At 72.6% G+C, this 20689-nt stretch carries 14 protein-coding genes; 9 read left to right on the top strand and 5 right to left on the bottom strand.

The window, feature by feature from the left end; all coding sequences use genetic code 11:
• Positions 1–12: 12 nt before the first annotated feature.
• Complete coding sequence (locus ACE37J_RS07085; RefSeq protein WP_409709182.1) at positions 13–3606, bottom strand: M10 family metallopeptidase C-terminal domain-containing protein; 3594 nt, start codon at positions 3604–3606, stop codon at positions 13–15.
• A gap of 258 nt (positions 3607–3864) precedes the next feature.
• Here ACE37J_RS07085 and ACE37J_RS07080 point away from each other — a divergent pair, with 258 nt between their 5' ends.
• The 6 genes from ACE37J_RS07080 to ACE37J_RS07055 are packed head-to-tail and all read left to right on the top strand — an operon-like array spanning position 3865 to position 15141.
• Complete coding sequence (locus ACE37J_RS07080) at positions 3865–6579, top strand: hypothetical protein (protein WP_409709179.1); 2715 nt, start codon at positions 3865–3867, stop codon at positions 6577–6579.
• Positions 6579–8810 carry a filamentous hemagglutinin N-terminal domain-containing protein gene (locus ACE37J_RS07075; protein WP_409709176.1) on the top strand — a complete coding sequence of 744 codons (2232 nt, stop codon included), beginning with the start codon at positions 6579–6581 and terminating at the stop codon, positions 8808–8810. Before ACE37J_RS07080 ends, ACE37J_RS07075 begins: the two co-directional genes overlap by 1 nt.
• Positions 8810–10402 (top strand): ShlB/FhaC/HecB family hemolysin secretion/activation protein, encoded by a 1593-nt coding sequence (locus tag ACE37J_RS07070; protein WP_409709173.1) that lies wholly within the window; start codon positions 8810–8812, stop codon positions 10400–10402. Before ACE37J_RS07075 ends, ACE37J_RS07070 begins: the two co-directional genes overlap by 1 nt.
• A complete protein-coding gene (locus tag ACE37J_RS07065; RefSeq protein WP_409709170.1) occupies positions 10377–12488 on the top strand; it encodes a CHAT domain-containing protein in 2112 nt (703 codons plus the stop codon). Before ACE37J_RS07070 ends, ACE37J_RS07065 begins: the two co-directional genes overlap by 26 nt.
• Positions 12485–14437: a CHASE2 domain-containing protein gene (locus ACE37J_RS07060; protein WP_409709167.1), complete on the top strand. Its 1953-nt coding sequence runs from the start codon at positions 12485–12487 to the stop codon at positions 14435–14437. Before ACE37J_RS07065 ends, ACE37J_RS07060 begins: the two co-directional genes overlap by 4 nt.
• Positions 14438–14439: 2 nt before the next feature.
• Entirely contained in the window at positions 14440–15141 is a 702-nt protein-coding gene (locus ACE37J_RS07055) for a hypothetical protein (RefSeq protein WP_409709164.1), read from the top strand.
• A gap of 101 nt (positions 15142–15242) precedes the next feature.
• Here ACE37J_RS07055 and ACE37J_RS07050 read toward each other — a convergent pair whose 3' ends face one another.
• Positions 15243–15980, bottom strand: a complete 738-nt coding sequence (locus tag ACE37J_RS07050; protein ID WP_409709291.1) for an RNA methyltransferase — start codon at positions 15978–15980, stop codon at positions 15243–15245.
• 32 nt (positions 15981–16012) lie between these two features.
• Positions 16013–16822 (bottom strand): class I SAM-dependent methyltransferase, encoded by an 810-nt coding sequence (locus ACE37J_RS07045; protein ID WP_409709161.1) that lies wholly within the window; start codon positions 16820–16822, stop codon positions 16013–16015.
• A 120-nt stretch (positions 16823–16942) separates the two neighbouring features.
• On the opposite strand from ACE37J_RS07045, the gene ACE37J_RS07040 reads away from it, so the two are divergent.
• A complete protein-coding gene (locus ACE37J_RS07040; RefSeq protein WP_409709158.1) occupies positions 16943–18154 on the top strand; it encodes an NADP-dependent isocitrate dehydrogenase in 1212 nt (403 codons plus the stop codon).
• The gene (locus ACE37J_RS07035; protein WP_409709155.1) at positions 18151–18471 is read left to right on the top strand and encodes a c-type cytochrome; all 321 of its coding nucleotides are present in this window, start codon (positions 18151–18153) and stop codon (positions 18469–18471) included. Before ACE37J_RS07040 ends, ACE37J_RS07035 begins: the two co-directional genes overlap by 4 nt.
• A 7-nt stretch (positions 18472–18478) precedes the next feature.
• On the opposite strand, the gene ACE37J_RS07030 is transcribed toward ACE37J_RS07035, so the two are convergent.
• Together ACE37J_RS07030 and ACE37J_RS07025 are read right to left on the bottom strand one after the other, a co-directional pair.
• Entirely contained in the window at positions 18479–19513 is a 1035-nt protein-coding gene (locus ACE37J_RS07030; protein WP_409709152.1) for a threonine aldolase family protein, read from the bottom strand.
• Entirely contained in the window at positions 19513–20004 is a 492-nt protein-coding gene (locus ACE37J_RS07025) for a YcgN family cysteine cluster protein (RefSeq protein WP_409709288.1), read from the bottom strand. Before ACE37J_RS07025 ends, ACE37J_RS07030 begins: the two co-directional genes overlap by 1 nt.
• A gap of 52 nt (positions 20005–20056) precedes the next feature.
• Between ACE37J_RS07025 and ACE37J_RS07020 the strand changes: the two genes are divergently transcribed.
• Positions 20057–20665: a TlpA family protein disulfide reductase gene (locus ACE37J_RS07020; RefSeq protein ID WP_409709149.1), complete on the top strand. Its 609-nt coding sequence runs from the start codon at positions 20057–20059 to the stop codon at positions 20663–20665.
• Positions 20666–20689 lie beyond the last annotated feature (24 nt).

Here is a 20689-nt window from a genome sequence, read left to right as displayed (position 1 = left end):
CCGTGGAGCGGCTCAGCCGAAGAGGTCGAAGGTGATCGGGGTGGTCGGGATCGCGATCAACCCGCCCTCTATCTCCAGCGCGACGTTATAATTGATCGAGCCGGCCGAGCTCCGGGAGTCGATCTCGATGAAGCCGACGGAATCTGCGACCTCGCCCTCGGTGAAGGTGAGGGTGGACGCGCCGAACGAGCCGACCCTGACCAGGTCTCCGTCGCCGTCGCGGACGAGGATGCGGACGTCGGAGAGCGCCGCGGCGCCGCTGTTCTTGGTGACGGTGACGCGGAAATTCTGAAGGAAGCCCGGCTGGTCCGCGTCGAACCTGAACCAGTCCGAGGTGCTGGCGCTCAGAAAGCTGACGTTCTGGTTCCCGCCCGCGGGGAGGATGACCGGCGTGTCGATGTCGTCCGTCGGGAAGAAGTTGTCGACGCGAACGGTGTAGGCGCCGGTCGAGCCGCTCTCCCCGAATACCCGCACGAAGAGCGGGCCCGTGGGCGAACTGGTGATGTTCAGATAGGCGTCGCCGTTCAGGCCGCTGTTGAGGTCGCCGGCGACGAGCGTCCCCGTCGCGCTGCCGGAGCGGACTTCGACGCGCGGGTTGAAGGTGGCGCCGTTCGCGTCCGCGAGCCCCTGAACGCTCAGGGAGAAGTTGGGCCCGCCGAACAGGCGGAAGGCGTCCACGTCGAAGGAGGAGCTGATCTCGCTGCGAATGACATCCCCGCGGATCACGTCGAGCGAAAGCGACTGCGACGCGTTCGAGGGGATGTCGGCGACGGCCGGCGGCGGAACCGTCGCGCCCACCGCGATGCTGTCGCCCGAGCCGAGATTGTCGCGGAAGACGAGGGTGTCGTTCGTCAGGTCGTGCGCCGCGCGGCTGAGGAACGAGCCGCCCGAACTGTCCTGCGCGAAGCCCGCCGGCGCCTCGCGCAGCGCGCCGGTCGAGAGGTTGACCTCATAGAGCTGAAGCCGGCCCGGGTCGAAGAGGCTCGGGTCCGCATTCCTGATGTCGGACGCGTCGGAAATGAAGGCGACCCGGTTGCCGTCCGGCGAGATGACAGGGCTGAAACTGTCGCCGCCCAGAAGCTCCCGCCCGTTTTCGCCAAGGCTGACGCGGCGGAGGTCGATGAGCCCGGTCTGCGCGGTCTGCGTCGCCCATTCGGCGAGGTCGATCTCCGCGAGGTAGACGTCCATCCGGAGGTTCCGGTCGCCGCCCGGCCCGGTCACGAGGGCGTCCTCGGTCGAGAAGACGATGCGCGAGCCGTCCGCGCTCATGTCGAAGCCCTGCACGTTCGCGGCCCCGTTGCCCGAGACGAGCAGCGTCCGGTCGAGAAGCGTATCCCGGAGATAGACGTCGAAACCGCCGTCGAAATCCGAGGGCGGGCCGCCGAGATCGCCGAAGAGCCCGTTCGCGTTCGTGACATAGGCGACATAGCGGCCGTCGGCCGATATCTTCACCACATCGCCCTCGTAGGAGCCGAACTCGTAGGGGTTGGCGACGCCGCCGCTGGCGTTGAAATTCGTGTTGTTGACGTTGTCGAAGGTGCGGCTGACGAGCGTGGTCGCCCCGGCCCCGTTATTGGCGTCGAGGTCGCGGAGATAGACGTCCCGCGTCGCGTTCAGGTCATTGGCCGCCAGCGCGGCGTCGGTGACGAAGACGACCTTCCGCCCGTCGGCTGAAATGTCGAGCACGGAGACGCTCGACGTCTGGAAGCTCGATCCGATGGGCACGCCGCCCGCGGCGACGTTGGCCGCGCCGCGGCTGATGAGGATGGGGTCCGAATCCAGCAGCAGGTCGCGGAGATAGACATCTCCGGTCGCGTTCGTGTCGGAGGGGAGGCCCTGCCCGTTCGTGGCGAAGGCGACGAAGCGGCCGTTTTCCGAGATTGCGGGGCTCATCGAGGCGGCGCGGGCGCCGGTCGATGTCTCCATGTAGAGCCCGCCCTCGCCGACGCTGGCGCGCTGCACGGCGCCGGTGGCCATGTTGCGGACGAAGACGTCCATGGTCGCCGCGTCCTCGCCGAGCGGGTTGCCGTTCGTCGGCAGGGTGAAGTCGCCCGCGAGGCCGTCGAGATTTTCCTTGTCCACCCAGGCGACATAGAGCCCGTCCGGCGTCGCCGTCGGGTCGGCGGAGGTGTTCGACGTGTTGGTGAACCCGTAGGGGTTCTCCACGAAGGCGGAGGCGCCGGCGGGCGGGAGGACGAAGCCGTAGCTCTGGAGTTGCTCCAGCGTGAAGGTCACGCCCGCGAGAAAGAGCGCGTCCTGAAAGCCGCCGCCGCGATTGACGGCGATCATCGTGCCGCCGTTCTCCGAAGCGAGGTCGACCACATCTGCGATGTTCGTGAAGGTGACCCCGGCGAGGGCTTCGGTGAGGCTGATCTTGTCGCCGAGCCCGTACTCGAAGTCGGTCACCCGGTCGACCTGCGCGTCGATCCCGCCGTTCAGGAGCCGGATCACGAACGTGTCCGCCCCCGGCCCGCCGGTCAGCGTGTCGAAGCCGGCGCTCGTGCCGAGTGTATCGTTTCCTCCGAGCCCCAGGACCGTATCGTTCCCGGCGCCGCCCTGAAGCTCGTTCGGCCCCGCGCCGCCGGAGATCGGCTGGGGCGGGGGCGGGGGCGGGGGCGTCGTTCCGCCTCCGCCTGTCGTTCCGCCTCCGCCTGTCGTTCCGCCTCCGCCTGTCGTTCCGCCTCCGCCGGTCGTTCCGCCGCCCGAAGTTCCGCCGCCGCCGGTGGTTCCTCCGCCTGACGTTCCGCCGCCTCCGGTCGCTCCGCCGCCTCCGCCTGTCGTTCCGCCTCCACCCGTCGTCCCGCCGCCGCCCGTCGTCCCGCCGCCGCCCGGCGCGCCGCCGCCGCCCGGACTTCCGCCCCCGACCGGGCCGGCGGGCAGGCCGAAATCGGCGGCGGAGAGCGCGCCGGCGGCGAGGTCGGCGAAGACGATCCGCCCGCCGCCCGGCAGGGTCAGCGTCAGGCCCTCGGGGCCGGAGGCGAAGGCGAGGTCGTCGAAGGAGTCGACGCCTGCGAAGCCGGAGAGCGAGACGCGGTCTTTCCCCGAAACGAAGTCGGTGATCGTGTCGGTCGCGCCGCCGGCGAATTCGTTCGCGGCGAAGATGAACGTGTCGGGCCCGCCGCCGCCCGTCAGCAGGTCGTCGCCCTTGCCGCCGCGCAGCATGTCCCGCCCGCCGCCGCCTTCGAGCGTGTCGTCGCCACCCCCGCCCTTCAGGTTGTCGCGCCCGCCGCCGCCGAGAAGCTCGTCCGCGCCGGAGCCGCCCTTCAGCTTGTCCTTCCCGCCGCCGCCGAGGAGCGTGTCGCTCCCGCCGCCGCCCTTCAGGTCGTCCTTCCCGCCGGCGCCGACCAGCCGGTCGTTCCCGCCGCCGCCGACGAGCGTGTCCTTCCCGCCACGGCCGAGGAGCGTGTCGTCCCCGCCGCGGCCAAGGATGCGGTCCGGGGCGCCCGTTCCTTCGAGAAGGTCGTCCCCGCGGTCGCCCGAACTCACGACGGAGGCGCGGCGCGCCGAGGCGAGGAGCGCTTCGAAGACCATCTCGTCGCGCTCCGGGCGCGGCTCGGCCTCGATCCATTCCCAGACCCCGAGGCCGGCGCCTTCCGAGTCAGCCATGGCAAGCGGTCCGGCGCATCGGTTCCAGTCTCCGTCTCGTACGCGCTCCGCCCCCGGGAGGGATGATACAGGCCCGGCGGGGGAAGCGTCACGCCAATTCACCACAAACAGATAAGGCCTGCCCCGTGACCGCGACGTGACCCGCCGCACATCGCGCGCCGCCCGCCGCGTGCGCTTTGGCGCTGTCTCCGGGGGGCGGCTCTGCTATCGTTGCGGAAGCGTCGCCTCTGCGGCCGGCGCGAAGGGGGCGGGAGCGACATGACCGGGTTGTGGGCGGAACGGGCGAGGCGGGCGGAGGCGGCGGAGAGCGCCGCCCCGGTCTGGGGCCTTGAGGTGGCGGCGGAGGACCGCCCGGCCGGGCGCCCCGAGGCCGTGCTCTCCGCCCTCGCGAGAGCCCCGATGGCGAACGCCACATTTGCGGGCTCCCGGGCGGACGAGACGCTCTCGGGCGGCGCGGAGGCGGATCGCTTGCTGGGCCGCGGCGGCGACGACGTCCTCATCGGCCGCGGCGGGGCGGACCGGCTGATCGGCGGCGGCGGCGACGACAGCCTGAAAGGCGGCGGCGGAGCCGACAACCTGAAGGGCAGGGCGGGGAGCGACACGCTGAAAGGCGGCGGCGGCGCGGACAATCTGAACGGCGGCGGCGGCGGCGACCGTCTGATCGGCGGCGCCGGGGCGGACACGATTCGCGGCGGCAAGGGCGACGACCGGCTGACGGGCGGCGGGCGGGACGATCTCTTCCTCTTCCGCGCCGCGGACTTCGCCGGCGGGCCCGCGACCGACACGATCACGGATTTCCGCGCCGGCATGGACCGCGTCTCGCTCTCCGGCTTCGCCGGGATCGACTCCTTCGACGACCTCGCCTTCGCCTCCGGCCCCGAGGGCCTGACGCTGACCCTGCCGGGCGGCGGGCGGATCGTCTTCGCCGGCCTCGCCGCCGGCGCACTCTCCGCCGCCGATTTCGGCCTGCCCGCCGGCCCTGGCGGCGGCGGCGGCGCGCCGGGCGGCGGCGGAACGCCGGGCGGCGGAGCTCCGGGCGGCGGAACTCCGGGCGGAGGCGGAACGACGCCCCCGCCCCCGCCCCAGCCGATCTCCGGCGGCGCGGGGCCGGACGAGCTTCAGGGCGGCGCCGGGAACGATACGGTCCTGGGGCTCGGAGGAAACGATACGCTCGGCACGAGCGCCGGCTTCGACACGCTGACCGGCGGGCCGGGGGCGGACACGTTCGTGATCCGGCTCCTGAACGGCGGGATCGATGCCGAGGTCGACCGGGTGACCGACTTCGAGTACGGGCTCGGCGACAAGATCAGCCTCACCGAAGCGCTCGCCGGAATCGACTTCGACGCCATCGCCGAGGTCGTCGGCGCCACGCCTGTCTCCGGCGGCACGATGATCGCCGTCAATCGCGGCGCCGGCTTTCAGGACGCGCTCTTTCTTGAAGGGGTGAGCTTCACCACCGAAGAGCTGGCCACCTACGGCTTCGTCGCGCCCCCGCGCGCCGCCTCCGCGTTCGACGCGAATCCCTACGGCTTCACGAACCAGACCAACACGGCCGCCGACCCGGCGATCACGCCGGACGGGCGCATCGCCGTATGGGTGGACAAGGGGAACCCCGACGGGTTCCCGACCGATCCCGACCCCCGGCGCCTGAGCGAAGACGGCTTCGTCATCGAGGACGCCTCGATGGACGTCTTCGTCACCAACACCGCCACCGGCGCCGCCATGCGGGTGACGGAGGCGGCGCGGGACGGTTCGGCCTTCTTCGCCCATCCGGGCGCGTTCAACTTCGCCCAGTTCTACAGCCCGGACATCTCGGCGGACGGGCGATACGTCTTCTTCGCCACGGACGCAGACGCGTTCGGGCCGGAGCCGGACAACAACAACGCCGCCAACGGCTTCTTCGGCCCGGGAGACATCTACCGCCGCGACATGCTGAACCTCGACGAGGACCCGGTTCTGGTCACGCGCCTCTCGAACCCGGACGATGCCGGGAACTTCGCGGTCGGCGGCGTTCCGGCGCCGGATTTCACGGCGGCCTTCAACACCGCCTCCCCGCCGATCCTCGCGGCCTCCGACGACGGCGAGCGCGTCGTCTTCATCACGCGCGGCGTCGGCTTCTTCGACGAAAATTCGAGCCCGGAGGGCGGGCGCGTGATCGACGAGGTCTTCCACTCGGACGGGAATTTCGTCGAGGACGTTTACGTGCGCGACCTCGCGACCGACCGGACCTTCCTCGTCACCGGCGTGGAGCAGTTCGACTCCTTGCTCGGGCCCGTGCGGTTCTCGGTGGGCGGCGTGCCGTCGAGCTATCCGGACGGATCCGGCCTCCACAAGGCGCCCTCGGTCGGCATCAGCGGGGACGGGCGGCTCGTCGTCTTCGTCTCCCGCTTCGATTTCGACCCCTCGGACGACGACGCCGGCGCCATGGACGTCTTCGTGCAGGACGTGGACACGGGCGCGACGCGGCTCGTGAGCCGGGGCCTGACGACGGACGCCTTCGCGCCGACCATCTCGGCCGACGGGCGCACCATCGCCTTCGGCTTCGAGAAGAGCGACGGCCCGGGCGATTTCGCCGTCCGCGTCGTCCATTTCGACCGGGCGGCGCTCTCCGTCAGTTCCGCGCTCACCATCGACGCGGCGGGGCGGGGCGAATACGGCCCCGCCCTCTCGCCGGACGGGCGCGCGCTCGCCTACCTCTCCATCGACCCGAACGCCGGGGATTTCGCCCCCGCCCTGCGCTTCGCGTCGCTCGCGGCGCCGGGTTCGGGCGCGCCCTCGCTCACGGGCGATGCGGCGATCCCGGGCTATCTCGGCGACACGCATTTCGACGTCGAGTTCAACGGCCCCGGCTTCGCCAACTACGACCTTTCGAACGGCGGGATCGTCTATCGCCGGCAGGAGACCGAAGGGGAGCCGGACCCTTTCGGCGGCGGCGACATTTTCGGCGACCGGATCGTGTTCGAGGAGCTCTGATGCGCGCGCCCTTCCTCCTCCCGGCCCTCCTTCTCGCCCTTCTCGCCGCGCCGGCCCCGGCGCAGATCGTGACGGACGGGACGGTGGGCGGCCGCGCCTCGCTGAACGGCTCCGCGATGTTCGTCGATCCCGCGCTCGGGCGGCGGGCCGGGGGGAGCCTCATCCATTCCTTCTCCGCCTTCGACGTGCAGACGGGCGCGGCGGCGGCCTTCGGCCTGCCCGCGGGCGTCGAGCGGGTGATCGGGCGGGTCACCGGCGCGAACGCCAGCACGATCGACGGTATCGTGAGCTTCGTGGACGGGAGCTTCTCCCCTGTCGCCGCTGATTTCTGGTTCTTCAACCCGAACGGCCTGACCATCGGCGCCAACGCCGAGTTCCGCACCAGCGCGGCGCTCCGCCTCTCCGCCGGGGATACGCTGATCTTCGGGGACGGGACGCGCCTTTCGGCGGACGCCGCCGCGCCGCTGACCATCACGACTGCGGCGCCGGAAGCGTTCGGGTTCGTCGACCGCGCGCCGGGCGCGATCCTCCTCTCCGGCGGGCGGCTCCCGGCGCAGGGCGACGGGATCGCGCTCTCCGGCGGGAGGATCGTCGTTGACGGGAAGCGGTTCGAGTCCGAGCTGGGCGGCGACCTCGTTTTCTTCGCCGGGGCGCAGGGCGATGTCGCGGATGTCGGTGCGGGGACGGGCGCGCGGTCAACGGGCGGGACGGTCGAGTTCGTGAACGGCGCCTCCATCTCCACGTTGGCGGGCCCCCAGGGCAACGGCTCGGTCCGGGTCGAGGCGGGCGCTCTGCTGATCGACGGCTCCGAGATCGGCACGGCGACCGCGGGCGACTTCGCGGCGGGGGACGTGCGCGTGCGCGCGACGGAGATCGATATCGTGGCTGGCGGCGCGATCCGCTCCCAGACGCGCGGCGCGGGGCCGGCGGGTTCGATCCGCGTCACCGGCTTCGACCGGCTGACGCTCGATCGCGCGGGCGAGGTGAGGGAGACGGCAATCGAGAGCGAGGTTTCGGAAGGCGCGCCGGGCGACGCCTCGCTCGTGCTGATCCGGGGCGGGGACCTCCAGCTACTCGACGGCGGGCGCATCTTCTCCTCCACGGTCGGTTTCGGGGATGCGGGCGCTATCCGCGTTTCGGTCGACACGCTCCTCGCCACGGCGGGCGGGCAGATCGGCAGCGGCGCGCTCGCCATACCGGACAAGGATGACCCGAACCGCGGCGCCCGCGGGGCCGGCGGCGAGGTGACGGTGCGGGCGCGAGAGAGCATGGTCTTCCGGGGGGTGTTCAGGGAGGAAGACGACGGCTCCGAACCGCAACCCTCCGGCGTCTTCAGCGGCACCGAGGCGGGCCTCTCCGGGCCCGGCGGGGACCTGACCGTCTCCGCCCCCTTCATCCTGCTCACGAACGAGGCGGAGATGGGGGCGGAGACCTTCAACGCCTCACCCGCCGGCGAGGTGCAGATCACGGGCGGGACGCTCCGGATCGAGAACGGGGGCGAGATCACGACGACCGGGCGCTCCACCGGGGCCGCCGGCGCCGTCCGCATCGCGATGACGGACCGGGTGGAGACGGCGACGGGCGCGGAAATCGCGAGCCGCGCCCCGGCGGCGGGCGGCGCCGCGGGGCGGATCGTCATTCGCGCAGGCTCCATCACGGTCGGCGCCGGCTCTCAGGTCACCACCGCTTCGGGCTCCAGCGACGGCGGCGCGATCCGGCTCGACGCGCGGGGCTTCACGCTCGTCGATTCCGGGACGGTGACGACCTCGGTCGGCGCCAGCGACGGCGACGGCGGGGCGATCACCGTGACGGGCGGCCTCCTCGTGCTGAACGACAAGGCCAGGCTCGAATCGACGGCGGACCAGGGCGACGGCGGCGTGGTGCGCGTCGCGACCGACGTGACGCTGATCGAGCCGCCGGACGCGACGATCGACGTCAGCTCCAATCTCGGCGAGGCGGGGCAGGTGCAGATTCTCGGAACCATCGGCGCGCAATCGGCGGAGACGGAGGCGCCGCCGACCGAGTTCTTCAACCGCTTCGCGCTGGTGGACGATTTCTGCGTCGCCGCGGTGACGGGCGGCAGCGCGCTGCGCCTCGCGCCGCCGGAACGGGGGGCGGAGGGGGCGGCGCCCGCGCTCTTCGGCCTCGCCGTGCCTGCGCCCGGCGCGGGCGCGCCCGCGGCGCCCTTCCGCGCGGGGACGCGCGACCGCCCGTGCGACCCGCTCCGGTGATGCGCTTCGCGCTCGCCTGTCTCGCCGCGCTCGCGGCCTTCGCCGCCGCGGCGGAGCCGCTGGAGGTCGACGTGGACATGACGCTCCGCGCCGTCCTGCTCACGCCGGAGGACTCGCCGCTGATCGGGGAAGAAGGCCTCCGCGCCGCGGCGGAGGGCGCGCTCGGCCGCCGCGTCGACCTCGCCGCGCTGGAGGCGCTGAGGCGGGAGATGACGGAGGCGCTGGTCGCCGCCGGCTATGTCAGTTCCGGCGTGCGGCTCCGCACGGTGGACGCCGGCGCCGGGGAGGCGACGTTCGAAATCGTCGCCGGGCGGCTGACCGGGATCCGCGTGCGGGGCGAGGGCGTGGCGGAGGCGGGCGCGCGCGGGCCGGGCGAGATCGGGGCCGAATGGCTGCGGGAGCGCGTGGCGCTCGATGACGGGCCGTTCTCCCTTCCCGCGGCGGAGGAGGCGCTGCGCATCCTCCTGCGCGACCGGAACGTCGCGCGGGTGGACGCCGCGATCCGCCCCGGCGCGGGGGAGGGGGAGACGGCGCTCGACCTCGACATCGCCGCCCGCCGCCCCTACGACGCGGCGCTGACCCTTTCCAACGACACGCCCGACATCGCGGGGGAGGAGACGGCGCGGCTCTCCCTCGCCGCGCGGAACCTCCTCTTTTCCGGCGACGAGGCGCGGCTGGAATTGGAGGGAACCGAAGGCCGTCGCCGCGCGCGTTTCGAGGCGGAGGCGCCGGTGCGGCCCGGCGGACCGGCCCCCTTCATCTCCTTCGAACATGCGGTTTCGGAATTCGTGCGGGAGCCGTTCCGCTCCGCCGATGTGGACAGCACGTTCACCCGGATCGGCTTCGGCGTCACCGTGCCGCTGATCGAGACGAGCCGGCGGCGGCTCAATGGCATCCTCGCCTTCGACCGGAAGCGCGCGCGCTCCACCGTCGCGGGCGTGCCGTTTTCCTTCGAGGAAGGGCCGGAGAACGGATTGAGCCGCACCTCCGTCCTCTCCCTCGCCTTCGAGTTTTCCGACCTCGCGGAGGCCCGGAGCCTCGCGCTTCGCGTCTCGGGCTCCGCGGGCCTGCCGATCCTCGGCGCGACGGAGAATGCGGGCGACCTGCCGGACGGGCGGTTCTTCGTCCTCGTCGCGCAGGCCCAGCTCGCCGCGCGGCTGACGGACGCGGCGACGGTGATCGCCCGCGCGCAGGGGCAGATCGCGGACCGGCGGCTCCTGCCCCTCGAACAGGTCGCCATCGGCGGGCGGGACACGGTGAGGGGCTTCGGCGAGGCCTCGCTGGCGGGGGACGACGCGGCGGTCGGCTCGCTGGAGCTGCGCCTCGCCATGATCGACCTGCCGGTCCCCGAGCTGACGCCGCCCGACCATCCGGCGACGCTGACCCTCGCGCCCTTCATCGATGCGGGCGCGACAAGGCGAAAGGGGCGGAAGGCGGAGGGCCTGATCGGGGCCGGGGCGGGCCTCCTCTGGTCCCCCAGCCCGGGCGTGGACGCGGCCTTCTATTTCGGCGCGGCGCTTTCGGGGGGAAGTCGGGGCACGGGGCTTCAGGGGGAGGGCGCGCATCTTGCGGTCACGATCGCGCTTCCCTGAACGGCTCGGCGCCGCGCTCCTCGCGCTCGCCCTCGCCGCCTCCGCCGCGGCGGCGGATTTCGCTTCGCGCGTGGCGGAGGGGGACGGGCTCCGCGCAGAGGGGCGGCTCGGCGAGGCGCTGACCATTCTTGAGGCGGCGGCGGAGGCGGCGGAGACGGCGCCCGAGCGCGCCTGGGCCGAAGGCGCCTGGGGCCTCGCCCTCGCCGAGGCGGGGCGGGACGGGGAAGCCGAGACCCGCCTCCGCGCCGCGCTCGAAGGCTCCGCCGGGCAGCCTGCGCTGGAGGCGGTGGCGGCGGCGACGCTCGCGCGCCTCCTCGCCGAAGCGCAGCGGACGGAGACGGCCTCGATGCGCGCCGCAAGGCTCGACGAGGCGGAGGCGCTTGCCTCGCGCGGCGCGGCCGCCGCCCGCGCGCCCGAGATTGTCGCCCACGCCGCCGCCGCCCATGCCCGCGTCGCCCTCGCCCGCGGGGAGCCCGGGGAGGCGCGCGCGATCCTCGCCGCCGCGCTCGGCGCGCTCGGGGAGGGGGGCGGCGCCGGGCGCATCCAGATCGGGGACGCCGCGCTCGCCGCCGCCGCGCCCGCCCTCGCCGCCCGCGCCTACGGGCCGGAGCGTCAGGGCGCGGGCCGCGGCGCCGCGCTCGCCGCGCTCGGCCTCTCGGAGGCGGCGCTGGCGGAGGGGCGATGGGAGGCTTCGCTCGCGGAGGCGGCGGCGGCCCGGCGCCTCGCCTCCGCGCTCGCCATGGAGGATGTCGGATTCAGCGCGGACTGGCTGCGCGCCGAGGCGCTGCGCCGCGCCGGGCGGAGCGCGGAGGCCCGCGACGCCTTCGCCGCCGCCTTCGAGGGGCTCCGCGGCTTCCGCGCCCGCGCCCCGCTCGGCGCCCCGCCCGCGACCTCGGCCCGCCGCTTCGCGCCCCGCCCGTTCCAGCTCGACTATGTGGATTTCCTCCTCTCCGGCCCGCGCGAGGAGGGCGCGCTGGAGGCGGCGCGGGCGCTGATCGAGGATCTGAAGCTCGACGAGGTGGACGAGTATTTCTCCGAGCGCTGCACCCCCGCCCGCGGCCGGATCGTCGCGGCGGAGGAGATCGGCGCCGGGGCCGCGACGCTCTATCCCGTCGTGTTCGAGGACCGGACGGAGGTGATCTGGTCCCTCGGCGGGCGCGGCGGCGCCTATGCCGTTCCGCTCGGGCGGGAGGCGCTGCGCGCGGAGGTGACGAAGCTCCGCTACCTCATCGACCTGCGGCTCGGCGGCCCGCCGCCGCCCGCCGCGCTCCTCTATGACGCGCTGATCCGCCCCGTCGCGGCGGAGCTTGAGGCGGGCGGGGCGAAGACGCTGGTGATCGCGCCGGACGGGCCGCTCCGCGCCCTTCCCTTCGCCGCGCTCTGGGACGGCTCGACCTGGCTCGGCGCGCGCTACGGGCTCGCGACGATCCTCAGCCTCGGGCTCGTCGAGCAGGGGGAGGAGAGTCTCGCCGGCGCCTCCGCCCTCGCCGCCGGGGCGGAGGCGGTGGGGCAGGGCTATGTCCCCCTCGCCTCGGTGCCGCTGGAGCTGGAGGCAATCGCCGCGCTCTTCGGCGCCGATGAACTGGCGGGCGAAGGCTTCAGCGCGGACGCGCTCGCGGCCGGCATCGCGCGGCGGCCCTATGACATCGTGCACATCGCCACCCATGCCGAATTCGGCGCCGAACCGGCGGACAATTTCATCGTCACGAAGGACGGAAGGCTCGACGTCACGCGGCTCGAGGCGACGATGCGCGCCCGCGCCGTGCAGGCCGGCGCGCCGGTGGACCTCCTGACGCTCAGCGCCTGTTCGACGGCGGCGGATGTGGGCGGGGAGGCGGCGGAGCGGGCCCCGCTCGGCCTCGCCGGGGTCGGCTTCCGTTCCGGCGCGCGCTCCGTCCTCGCTTCGCTCTGGCCGGCGGAGGACCTTGCGACGGCGCGGCTGATGACGCTTTTCTACGAGGCGCTGGCCGAGGGCGCGGGGCGGGCGGAGGCGCTCCGCCGCGCGCAGGCCGCGCTGATCGCGGACCCGGCGACGGCGGAGCCCTTCCTCTGGGCCAATTTCCTCCTGATCGGGGACTGGCGTTGAGGCGGGAGCGGTTCCGGCTCTTCGGCATCGCCGCCGCGCTCCTTTCCGCCGCGCTCTGCTTCGGCGCCTTCCGCTTCGTCGCCCCGCTCGCGGCGGCGGAGGAGCGGGCGCGGGATCTCGTCCACGCCCTTTCCCGCGAACCGGCGTCGACGCGGGAGGACATCGTCCTCATCGTGATCGAGGAGACGACGCTCTCCGCCTTTCCCTATCGCTCGCCGATCGACCGGGGTTTCCTCGCCGATCTCATCGCCTCGCTCGCGGCGCTGAAGCCGGCGGCGATCGGGCTCGACCTCCTGATCGACCAGCCGACCGAGCCGGAGAAGGACCTGGCGCTGATCGAGGCGATCACGGCGGGGGAGGGGCCGCCCGTCGTCGTCGTCGTGGCGGACGAGGCGGACGGGCTGAACGCGAAGCAGGCGGACTGGCTGGCGGCGGCGACGGCGGAGGCGCAAGTGGCGCAGGCGACGCTCTTGCAGGACGCCTTCACGGGCGTCTCCCGCGCCGCCCCGCCGCCGCGGGAGATACGCGGGCGGGAGGCGCCCTCTCTCGCCGTGGCGCTCGCGCGCGCCGCGGGCCGGGAGGATGTGGCGGAGACGGGGTTCGAGATCGACTTCACGCCGGTCGCGGGCGGCGGCGAATTCGCGCCCCGGCTCGTCGCCGCCTTTCACCAGTATTACACCGCCGCGCAGGTCGAGGGGCGGGTCGCCCTCATCCATGTCGGGCTCGACGCGGTGGACCGGCATTCGACCCCGCTGGAGATCGTCGCCGGGGATGGCGACCGGCCGGGGGGCGAGGTCCACGCGCAGGCGCTCGCGCAGCTTCTGGACGGGCGGCGGCTCGAATTGGCCGGGATCGGCGCGGAAGCGGCGATGACGCTCGCCGCCGCGCTCCTCGCGGTCGGAGCCGTGCTGGCGCCGCTCTCGGTGATCGGCCGCGCCGGCCTCGTCGCCGCGCTCCTTGCGCTCACGGCGGCGGCGCCCGCGGCGGCGCTGACGCAGGCTTCCGTCCGCGCGCCCGTCCTGCCGCCGCTCGCGGCTGGCGCGCTCGCCGCCGGGGCGGTCGGCCTCGCGCGCTGGCGGCGGGATTCGGAGACGCGGCGGCGGCTGAGGGAGGCGTTCGGCCGCTTCGTCTCGCCCGAGATCGTGCGGCGGATCGAGGCGGAGCCGGGCGCGCTCCGGCTCGGGGGGGAGCGGCGGGTCGTCACCTGCGTCTTCACCGATGTCGCCGGTTTCACCTCGATCTGCGAGGGGATGGCGCCGGAGGCGCTCTCGGACATGCTGAACCGCTATCTCGGCGGCGCCTCCCGGATCTTCATCGAACATGGCGGCACGCTCGACAAGTTCGTGGGCGACGCGGTGGTCGGCTTCTTCAACGCGCCGGTGGACCAGCCGGACCATGCGGCGCGGGCGATCCGCATGGCCGTGGCGCTGGACCGCTTCGCGGAGGATTTCGTCGCGGCCGAGGCGGCTTCGGGGCGGCCCTTCGGGATCACCCGGATCGGCGTCCATACCGGGGAGGCGACGGTCGGCAATTTCGGCGGGGAGCTCTTTTTCGACTATACGGCGATGGGGGACACGGTGAACCTCGCCGCCCGGCTCGAAGGGGCGAACAAGGCGTTCGGCGGGCGGCTCTGCATCTCGGGCGCGACGCTCGCAGCGGCGGGAAGCGACGTTCGCGGGGTGCGCTTCCGCCCCATCGGCGCGCTCCGGGTCAAGGGGCGGGCCGAGCCGCAGGAAACGGCGGAGGCCTTCGCGGAGGACGATCCGCGCGCCCTTTCCCTCCCCGATTATCTCGCCGCCTTCGAGGCGATGGCGGCGGGCGCGCCGGAGGCCGCTTCGCGCTTCGCCGCGCTCCAGGCCGCTGCGCCGCAGGACGGCCTCGTGCGGTTCCATATGGCCCGTCTCGCTGACGGCGAGACGGGCCGCGTCATCACGCTGAAGGAGAAATAGCCATGCGGAACATCCTCGCGGGCGCGTTCGGCGCCCTCTTTCTCGCCTTGGCCGCGCCGCTGGCGGCGCAGGATTACGTCGTCACCGCCTCGCCTCTCGCGGAGCCGGGGCCGGGGCGGATGGTGCCGGCCGATACGGTCGTCTCCCTCGCTGCGGGGCAGGTGCTGGAGCTGATCGGCCCGGCGGGCCCGGCGCGGATCGAGGGGCCTTATGAGGGCGCCATCGGCGCGGCGCTCGGCGGCGGGGCGCAGGTCGCCGCCGCCTCCCCGCTCGCGGATCTCGTGCGGCGGCGGGAGCGGATGACGGCGCTCGGCGCCTCGCGGAGCGGCGATGCCGAGACGGCGACGGAGACGCAGCTCCAGCTCTTGGCCGACGGCGCCTGGTGCGTGCCGGGGCCGAAGCCCACGCTCTTCCTCGCCGCCGCGAAGGCGGACCGCGTGGTCGCGCTGATCGGGGAGGGCGGCGCGCGGGCGGAGATCTTCTGGCCCGCGGGCGAGAGCACGGCGGCCTGGCCGGACGACGCCCCCTTCACGGCGGGGGCGCGCTATCGGATCGCGATGAACGACGTGGAGATGCCGGGGGAGCTGGCGCTGAAGCCGGTCCCCGCCGGAGCGGCGCCGGCGGAGACGCTGCCGGCGCTGCTGGAGGCGGGCTGCCTCGCGCAGGCGGAGGCGGCGGTGGCGGCGCTGGCGAAGGGCGGCTGAAGCGGGGCTTCGCCGGGCTGAAACAATCGATCACGAATAAAATCGAACGATATCAATGCTCCGAGGCCGATAACCATGGTTATGGGCCTCGGAGGCCCACTTCAGGCTTCGGTTTCCGGCTCCGGCGGGGCCTCTTGGGCCGCGCCCGGTCGCGGGCGGCGCGGCTTCGAGGCGAGGGCCCGGATGACGCCGCGGAGCGTCCGCACGTCCTGGTCCGTCAGCGGGGCGCGATGGAAAAGGCTGCGGAGATTGGCCAGCATCGCCTCCCGCTTCGCCTCGGGGAAGAAGAAGTGGACGGAGTCCAGCTCCTCCACCAGATGCGAGAGCATCCCCTCCACCTTCTCGTGGCTCGCCGCCGGCGTGTCGGGCGCGACGGCGCGGGTCGGCTCGCCCCCCTGCTTCCGCCATTCATAACCGAGAAGGAGGACGCATTGCGCGAGGTTGAGGGAGGGGAAATCCGGGTTCACCGGGACGGTGACGATGGTGTTCGCCCGCACGATGTCCGCCGTCTCCAGCCCCGTCCGCTCCCGCCCGAAGAGGACGCCGACACGCTCCCCCGCCGCGATCCGCTCCCGCATCTCCGCCGCCGCCTCTTCCGGCGAGATGACGCGCTTCGTCATGCCCCGGGGCCGGGCCGTGGTGGCGTAGAGATGGGTGAGGTCCGCGACCGCCTCCGCCGTCGTCTCGAAATGGCGCGCATGGTCGAGCAGCCGCCCGGCGCCCGAGGCCATCGCCACCGCCTTCGGGTTCGGCCACCCTTCCCGCGGCGCGACGAGGCGCATCCGCTCCAGCCCGAAATTCCACATCGCCCGCGCCGCGCCGCCGATATTCTCCGGCATCTGCGGCTCGACGAGGATGAAGACCGGCGCGCTCACGCCTTCACCGCCCAGAGGCTCGTCTCCCGCGCGCCGGCGCGCAGCGGCAGGCGGGAAAGGGCGCCGGTCTCCGCCGCCCCCATCCGGCTCACGGCGTAGTGGGAGGCGAAGAGCGGGCGGAGCGCCCCCGAAAGCAGCCAGCCGCCAAGCCCGTTCTGCTCCGCATAGCCCCGCCATTCCCAGTCCGCCGGATAGGGATCGGGCAGCAGCACGTCATGGACATGCACGATCACCCCGGGCTTCAGCGCGGGCAGGATGCGGTTCAGGATCATGTCCACGTCGGACCCCGGAACGAGCACATGGCTCGAATCGAAGAATGCGAAATCCCCCGGCTCCAGCGCGGCGAAGAGCGGCAGATGCGCCTCCGAGAGCAGTTCCCCCCGCCACTCGACGGAGAGGCCGGCAAGCGCGGCCCGCGGCGCCGGGTCGATGCAGAGCACAGGCGCGCCGGCGGCGGCGAGAAAGCGGGTCGAATGCCCCGAGCCGACCTCGATCACCCGCCGCGGCTTCCGCGAGGCGGCGAGGGCGAAGGCCGCCGCCCCGTCCGCCCGCGGAAACCAGTCCTGATCCCAGCGCGGCAGCGGCGGCGGGCCGGCGAAGGCCTCGAGCGCCCCCGCCCGCGCCCCGATCTCCGCCAGCACCAAGCGGAACGCCGGCTCGGCGGCGGCGAAGAGCGCCTCGAAGGCGGGGTAGGGGCCGGGCGGCGAGATCTCCGAGGCATGGCGATAGGGGATGAACACCCCCTCCGCCGCCGCGCCCGACAGTGTCCGCTCCATCATCGCCTTCGCCTTCTCCGGCAGGATCATTCGCATTCCTTGTATCCGCGCGCATGCGACGCGCCCGAAACCGTGACGCAGGGCCTGTTCGCGCCCGCTCCGCCGGGGTATAGCCTCCGCAGAAGGCCGAACGCCACCGGAGAGGGGACAATGGACAAGATCAAAGTCGCGAACCCCGTCGTCGAGCTCGACGGCGACGAGATGACCCGCATCATCTGGGACTTCATCAAGCAGAAGCTCATCCTGCCCTATCTCGACGTGGACCTGCATTACTACGACCTCGGCATCGAGGAGCGGGACCGGACTGACGACCAGATCACGGTGGACAGCGCCAACGCGATCAAGAAGTACGGCGTCGGCGTCAAATGCGCGACGATCACGCCGGACGAGCAGCGCGTCGAGGAGTTCAAGCTCAAGCAGATGTGGCGATCCCCGAACGGGACGATCCGCAACATCCTCGGCGGCGTCATCTTCCGCCAGCCGATCATCTGCCGGAACGTGCCGCGGCTGGTGCCGGGCTGGACCAAGCCCATCGTCGTCGGCCGCCACGCCTTCGGCGACCAGTACCGGGCGACGGACTTCACCTTCCCCGGCGCGGGCACGCTGACCATCAAGTTCACCGGCGCCGACGGCAAGGTGATCGAGAAGGAGGTCTTCAAGGCCCCCGGCTCCGGCGTGACGATGGCGATGTACAACCTCGACGAGTCGATCTTCGACTTCGCGCGCGCCTCGATGAATTACGGCCTCAACCTCGGCTGGCCGGTTTATCTTTCCACGAAGAACACGATCCTGAAAGCCTATGACGGGCGGTTCAAGGACATCTTCCAGAAGGTCTACGAGGAGGAGTTCGAGACGAAGTTCAAGGCGGCGGGCATCACCTACGAGCACCGGCTGATCGACGACATGGTCGCCTCCGCGCTCAAGTGGTCGGGCGGTTATGTCTGGGCCTGCAAGAACTATGACGGCGACGTTCAGTCCGACACCGTGGCGCAGGGCTTCGGCTCGCTCGGGCTCATGACCTCCGTGCTGATGACGCCGGACGGCAAGACGGTGGAGGCCGAGGCGGCGCACGGCACGGTGACGCGGCACTACCGCGAGCACCAGAAGGGCAAGGAAACCTCCACCAACGCCATCGCCTCGATCTACGCCTGGACGGGCGGGCTGAAGCACCGCGCCAAGCTCGACGACAACGCGAGGCTCCTGAATTTCGCGGAGACGCTGGAGCGCGTCTGCGTCGAGACGGTGGAGGAGGGCAAGATGACGAAGGACCTCGCCCTCCTCGTCGGCCCGGACCAGGGCTGGCTGACGACGAACGGCTTCCTCGACGCGGTGGACGCCAACCTGCAGAAGGCGATGGGGTGAATCGGGCCGGCTTCCTCAGCTTGGCGGCGGGTCTTTTCCTCGCCGCCCCGGCTCCGGCCTTCGCGGCCGGAGCCGCGCCGTCGGCAGAGCGCGGCGCGGCGCTGGCCGAACGCTGGTGCGCCGAATGCCACGCGACGGGCGCGGGCCAGCGCGCCGCCGATGTGGCTCCGGGCTTCGCCCGCATCGCCGCCGAGCGGTCGCCGGACTATGTCCGCGGCTTCCTCGCCAATCCGCATGTCAGGGGCGACATGCCGACATTCGACCTCTCGACCGCCGAGATCGAGGACATCGTGGCCTATCTCGCGACGCTGAAGTGAGGCGCGGTCATCCGGCCTTCAGCGCCGCGATGAGCCCCTCGACCTCCGCCGCCTCCGTCGCGCCGGAGGCGACCAGACGGACGCGGACGAACCCTTCCTGCGCGCCCGGCATGTCGTAATAGGCGGCGCCCTTCGCCTTCGCCGCCTCGTGCGCGGCTACCGGCAGGTCGGCGAAGACAATGTTCGCCTCGACGGGATGGAGGATGCGGACGCCCTCCACGCCTTTCAGCTCCTCTGCGAGCGCCGCGGCCATCGCGTTGGCGTGCGCCGCTAGGCGGAGCCAGACGCCGCCTTCGAGGAGGGCGGAGACCTGCGCCGCGACGAAGCGCATCTTGGAGAAGAGATGCCCGCCGCGCTTCCGCCGGAGCTGGAACTCCCATGCCTTGGCGTCATCGAAGAACACCACCGCCTCGGCCCCGATCGCGCCGTTCTTGCTGAAGCCGAGGCAGAGAACGTCCACCCCCGCCTTCCAGGACATCTCCGCCGGGCTCGCCCCGGTCGCCGCAAGGGCGTTGGCGAAGCGTGTGCCGTCGAGATGGACGGGAACGCCCGCCGCCTTCGCGCGGGCGGCGAGCGCGGCGATCTCCGCCGCCGGATAGACCGTGCCCGCCTCCGTCGCCTGCGTCAGCGAGAGCGCGCCGGGCTGGACATGGTGGACCGAGCCGCCGACCCGGGCCATCGCTGCTTCGAGCGCGGCGCCGTCCATCCGCCCGTCGGCGCCCGGGACGGAGACGAGCTTCGCCCCGCCGGTGAAGAATTCCGGCGCGCCGCATTCGTCCATCTCCACATGCGCCTCGTCATGGCAGAAGACCGCGCCCCAGGGCGGGGTGAGCGCGGCGAGCGCCAGCGCGTTCGCCGCCGTGCCGATGCCGACGAATTCGACCGAGGCCTGCGGCGCCTCCAGAACCTCACGCACCATGGCGCGGGCGCGCTCAGTCTCCGCATCGCCGCCATAGGCCATCGCCGGGCCCGCATTGGCGCGGGCGAGCGCGGCGAGCACCTCAGGCGCGGCGGGGGCCGCATTGTCCGACGTGAACCACATCAGCGTATGTCCTCGATGATCCTGTCTTCGTAATCGTCTTCGTCCACCTCGAATTCCGGGATCGTGCGGCCGTGGACGGAGATGCCCGCCTCCCGCACCGTCTCCCGGCTGCCGGAGACGAGATAGTGCCAGTCCGGCAGGTCTTTCCCCTCGGACAGGAGGCGATAGGCGCAGGTCGTGGGCATCCATTCCCGGTCCTGCTCGATCGTGTCCGGCGAGAGGCGGACGCAGCCCTTCACAAGCTGGAAGCGGAGCGCGTAGTTCCCGCAGCGGCAGGTTTCCGGGTCGAAGAGGCGGCAGGCGATGTCGGTGAAGTGGATGGCGCCGGTATCCTCGTCCTCAAGTTTGATGAGGCAGCAGCGGCCGCAGCCGTCGCAAAGCGCCTCCCATTCCTCGCGGGAGAGGTCTTCGAGCGCGCGGCCCTTCCAGAAGCCGGGCCTGAGCGCCGGCGCCCGCTCCTTCACCATCCCGTTACCGCCCTTCCGCCGCATCGCCATCCCGGCCCAAGGGCCATATCCTCGCGCGCGAAACAAGGGAGGCCGGATGCGCATCCTTCTGATCGTCTTCGGGCTGACGGGGCTCTTCATCGCCGGGCAGGCGGCGGTTGGCTTTTTCGCGCCGCCGGAGGGCGGGTATTTCGAGGACCGGGTGATCCGCGTGACGCGGGAGGTGGCGGCGCCGGAGACGCCGCTGACCGACGCGCGGAGCGGGGCGGAAATGACGCTCGCCGCCTTTCGCGGGGAGGTCGCGGTCGTCTCGCTCTGGGCGACCTGGTGCTCCGTCTGCCTGAAGGAGATGCCGAAGCTCGCCGCGCTGCAGGAGCGCTATGCGGGAAAGGGGCTTTCCATCGTCACCGTCTCGGTGGACGAGGCGGATGCGGCGGCGAAAGTGCTCGCGCATCTCGACCAGCAGGGACTCGGCGGCCTGCCTCCGCTGCTCGACCCGGATCACCTCCTGGCCGCGCAGGTCGGCATGCGGGGCACGCCGACGACGATCGTGGTGGACCGGTTCGGGCAGGTCGTCGCCGCCTTCGAGGGACTCGCGCCCTGGGGCGACGAGGCGACGCATGACTGGCTCGCGGCGCTGCTGGCGGCGGAAAGCGCCGAGGCGTCCCGCCTGCTCTTGACTTCCGGAGCCGTCGCGGGCGGTTAGGGGGGGCCGAGCCGGAGGGGCCCC

It is taken from the genome of Pikeienuella sp. (assembly GCF_046290545.1).
Lineage (GTDB): Bacteria > Pseudomonadota > Alphaproteobacteria > Rhodobacterales > Rhodobacteraceae > Pikeienuella.
Note: the sequence above shows the minus strand (reverse complement) of the source record. Positions and strands in the feature narration are given on the sequence as shown.

Excerpts from the sequence above, each read along its gene's own strand:
- ACE37J_RS07025 (WP_409709288.1), bottom strand. The coding sequence starts at position 20,004 with ATGCGGCGGAAGGGCGGTAACGGGATGGTGAAGGAGCGGGCGCCGGCG.
- ACE37J_RS07050 (WP_409709291.1), bottom strand. The coding sequence starts at position 15,980 with ATGCCGGAGAATATCGGCGGCGCGGCGCGGGCGATGTGGAATTTCGGG.
- ACE37J_RS07070 (WP_409709173.1), top strand. The coding sequence starts at position 8,810 with ATGCGCTTCGCGCTCGCCTGTCTCGCCGCGCTCGCGGCCTTCGCCGCC.
- ACE37J_RS07075 (WP_409709176.1), top strand. The coding sequence starts at position 6,579 with ATGCGCGCGCCCTTCCTCCTCCCGGCCCTCCTTCTCGCCCTTCTCGCC.
- ACE37J_RS07085 (WP_409709182.1), bottom strand. The coding sequence starts at position 3,606 with ATGGCTGACTCGGAAGGCGCCGGCCTCGGGGTCTGGGAATGGATCGAG.
- ACE37J_RS07045 (WP_409709161.1), bottom strand. The coding sequence starts at position 16,822 with ATGATCCTGCCGGAGAAGGCGAAGGCGATGATGGAGCGGACACTGTCG.
- ACE37J_RS07080 (WP_409709179.1), top strand. The coding sequence starts at position 3,865 with ATGACCGGGTTGTGGGCGGAACGGGCGAGGCGGGCGGAGGCGGCGGAG.
- ACE37J_RS07030 (WP_409709152.1), bottom strand. The coding sequence starts at position 19,513 with ATGTGGTTCACGTCGGACAATGCGGCCCCCGCCGCGCCTGAGGTGCTC.
- ACE37J_RS07055 (WP_409709164.1), top strand. The coding sequence starts at position 14,440 with ATGCGGAACATCCTCGCGGGCGCGTTCGGCGCCCTCTTTCTCGCCTTG.
- ACE37J_RS07040 (WP_409709158.1), top strand. The coding sequence starts at position 16,943 with ATGGACAAGATCAAAGTCGCGAACCCCGTCGTCGAGCTCGACGGCGAC.
- ACE37J_RS07020 (WP_409709149.1), top strand. The coding sequence starts at position 20,057 with ATGCGCATCCTTCTGATCGTCTTCGGGCTGACGGGGCTCTTCATCGCC.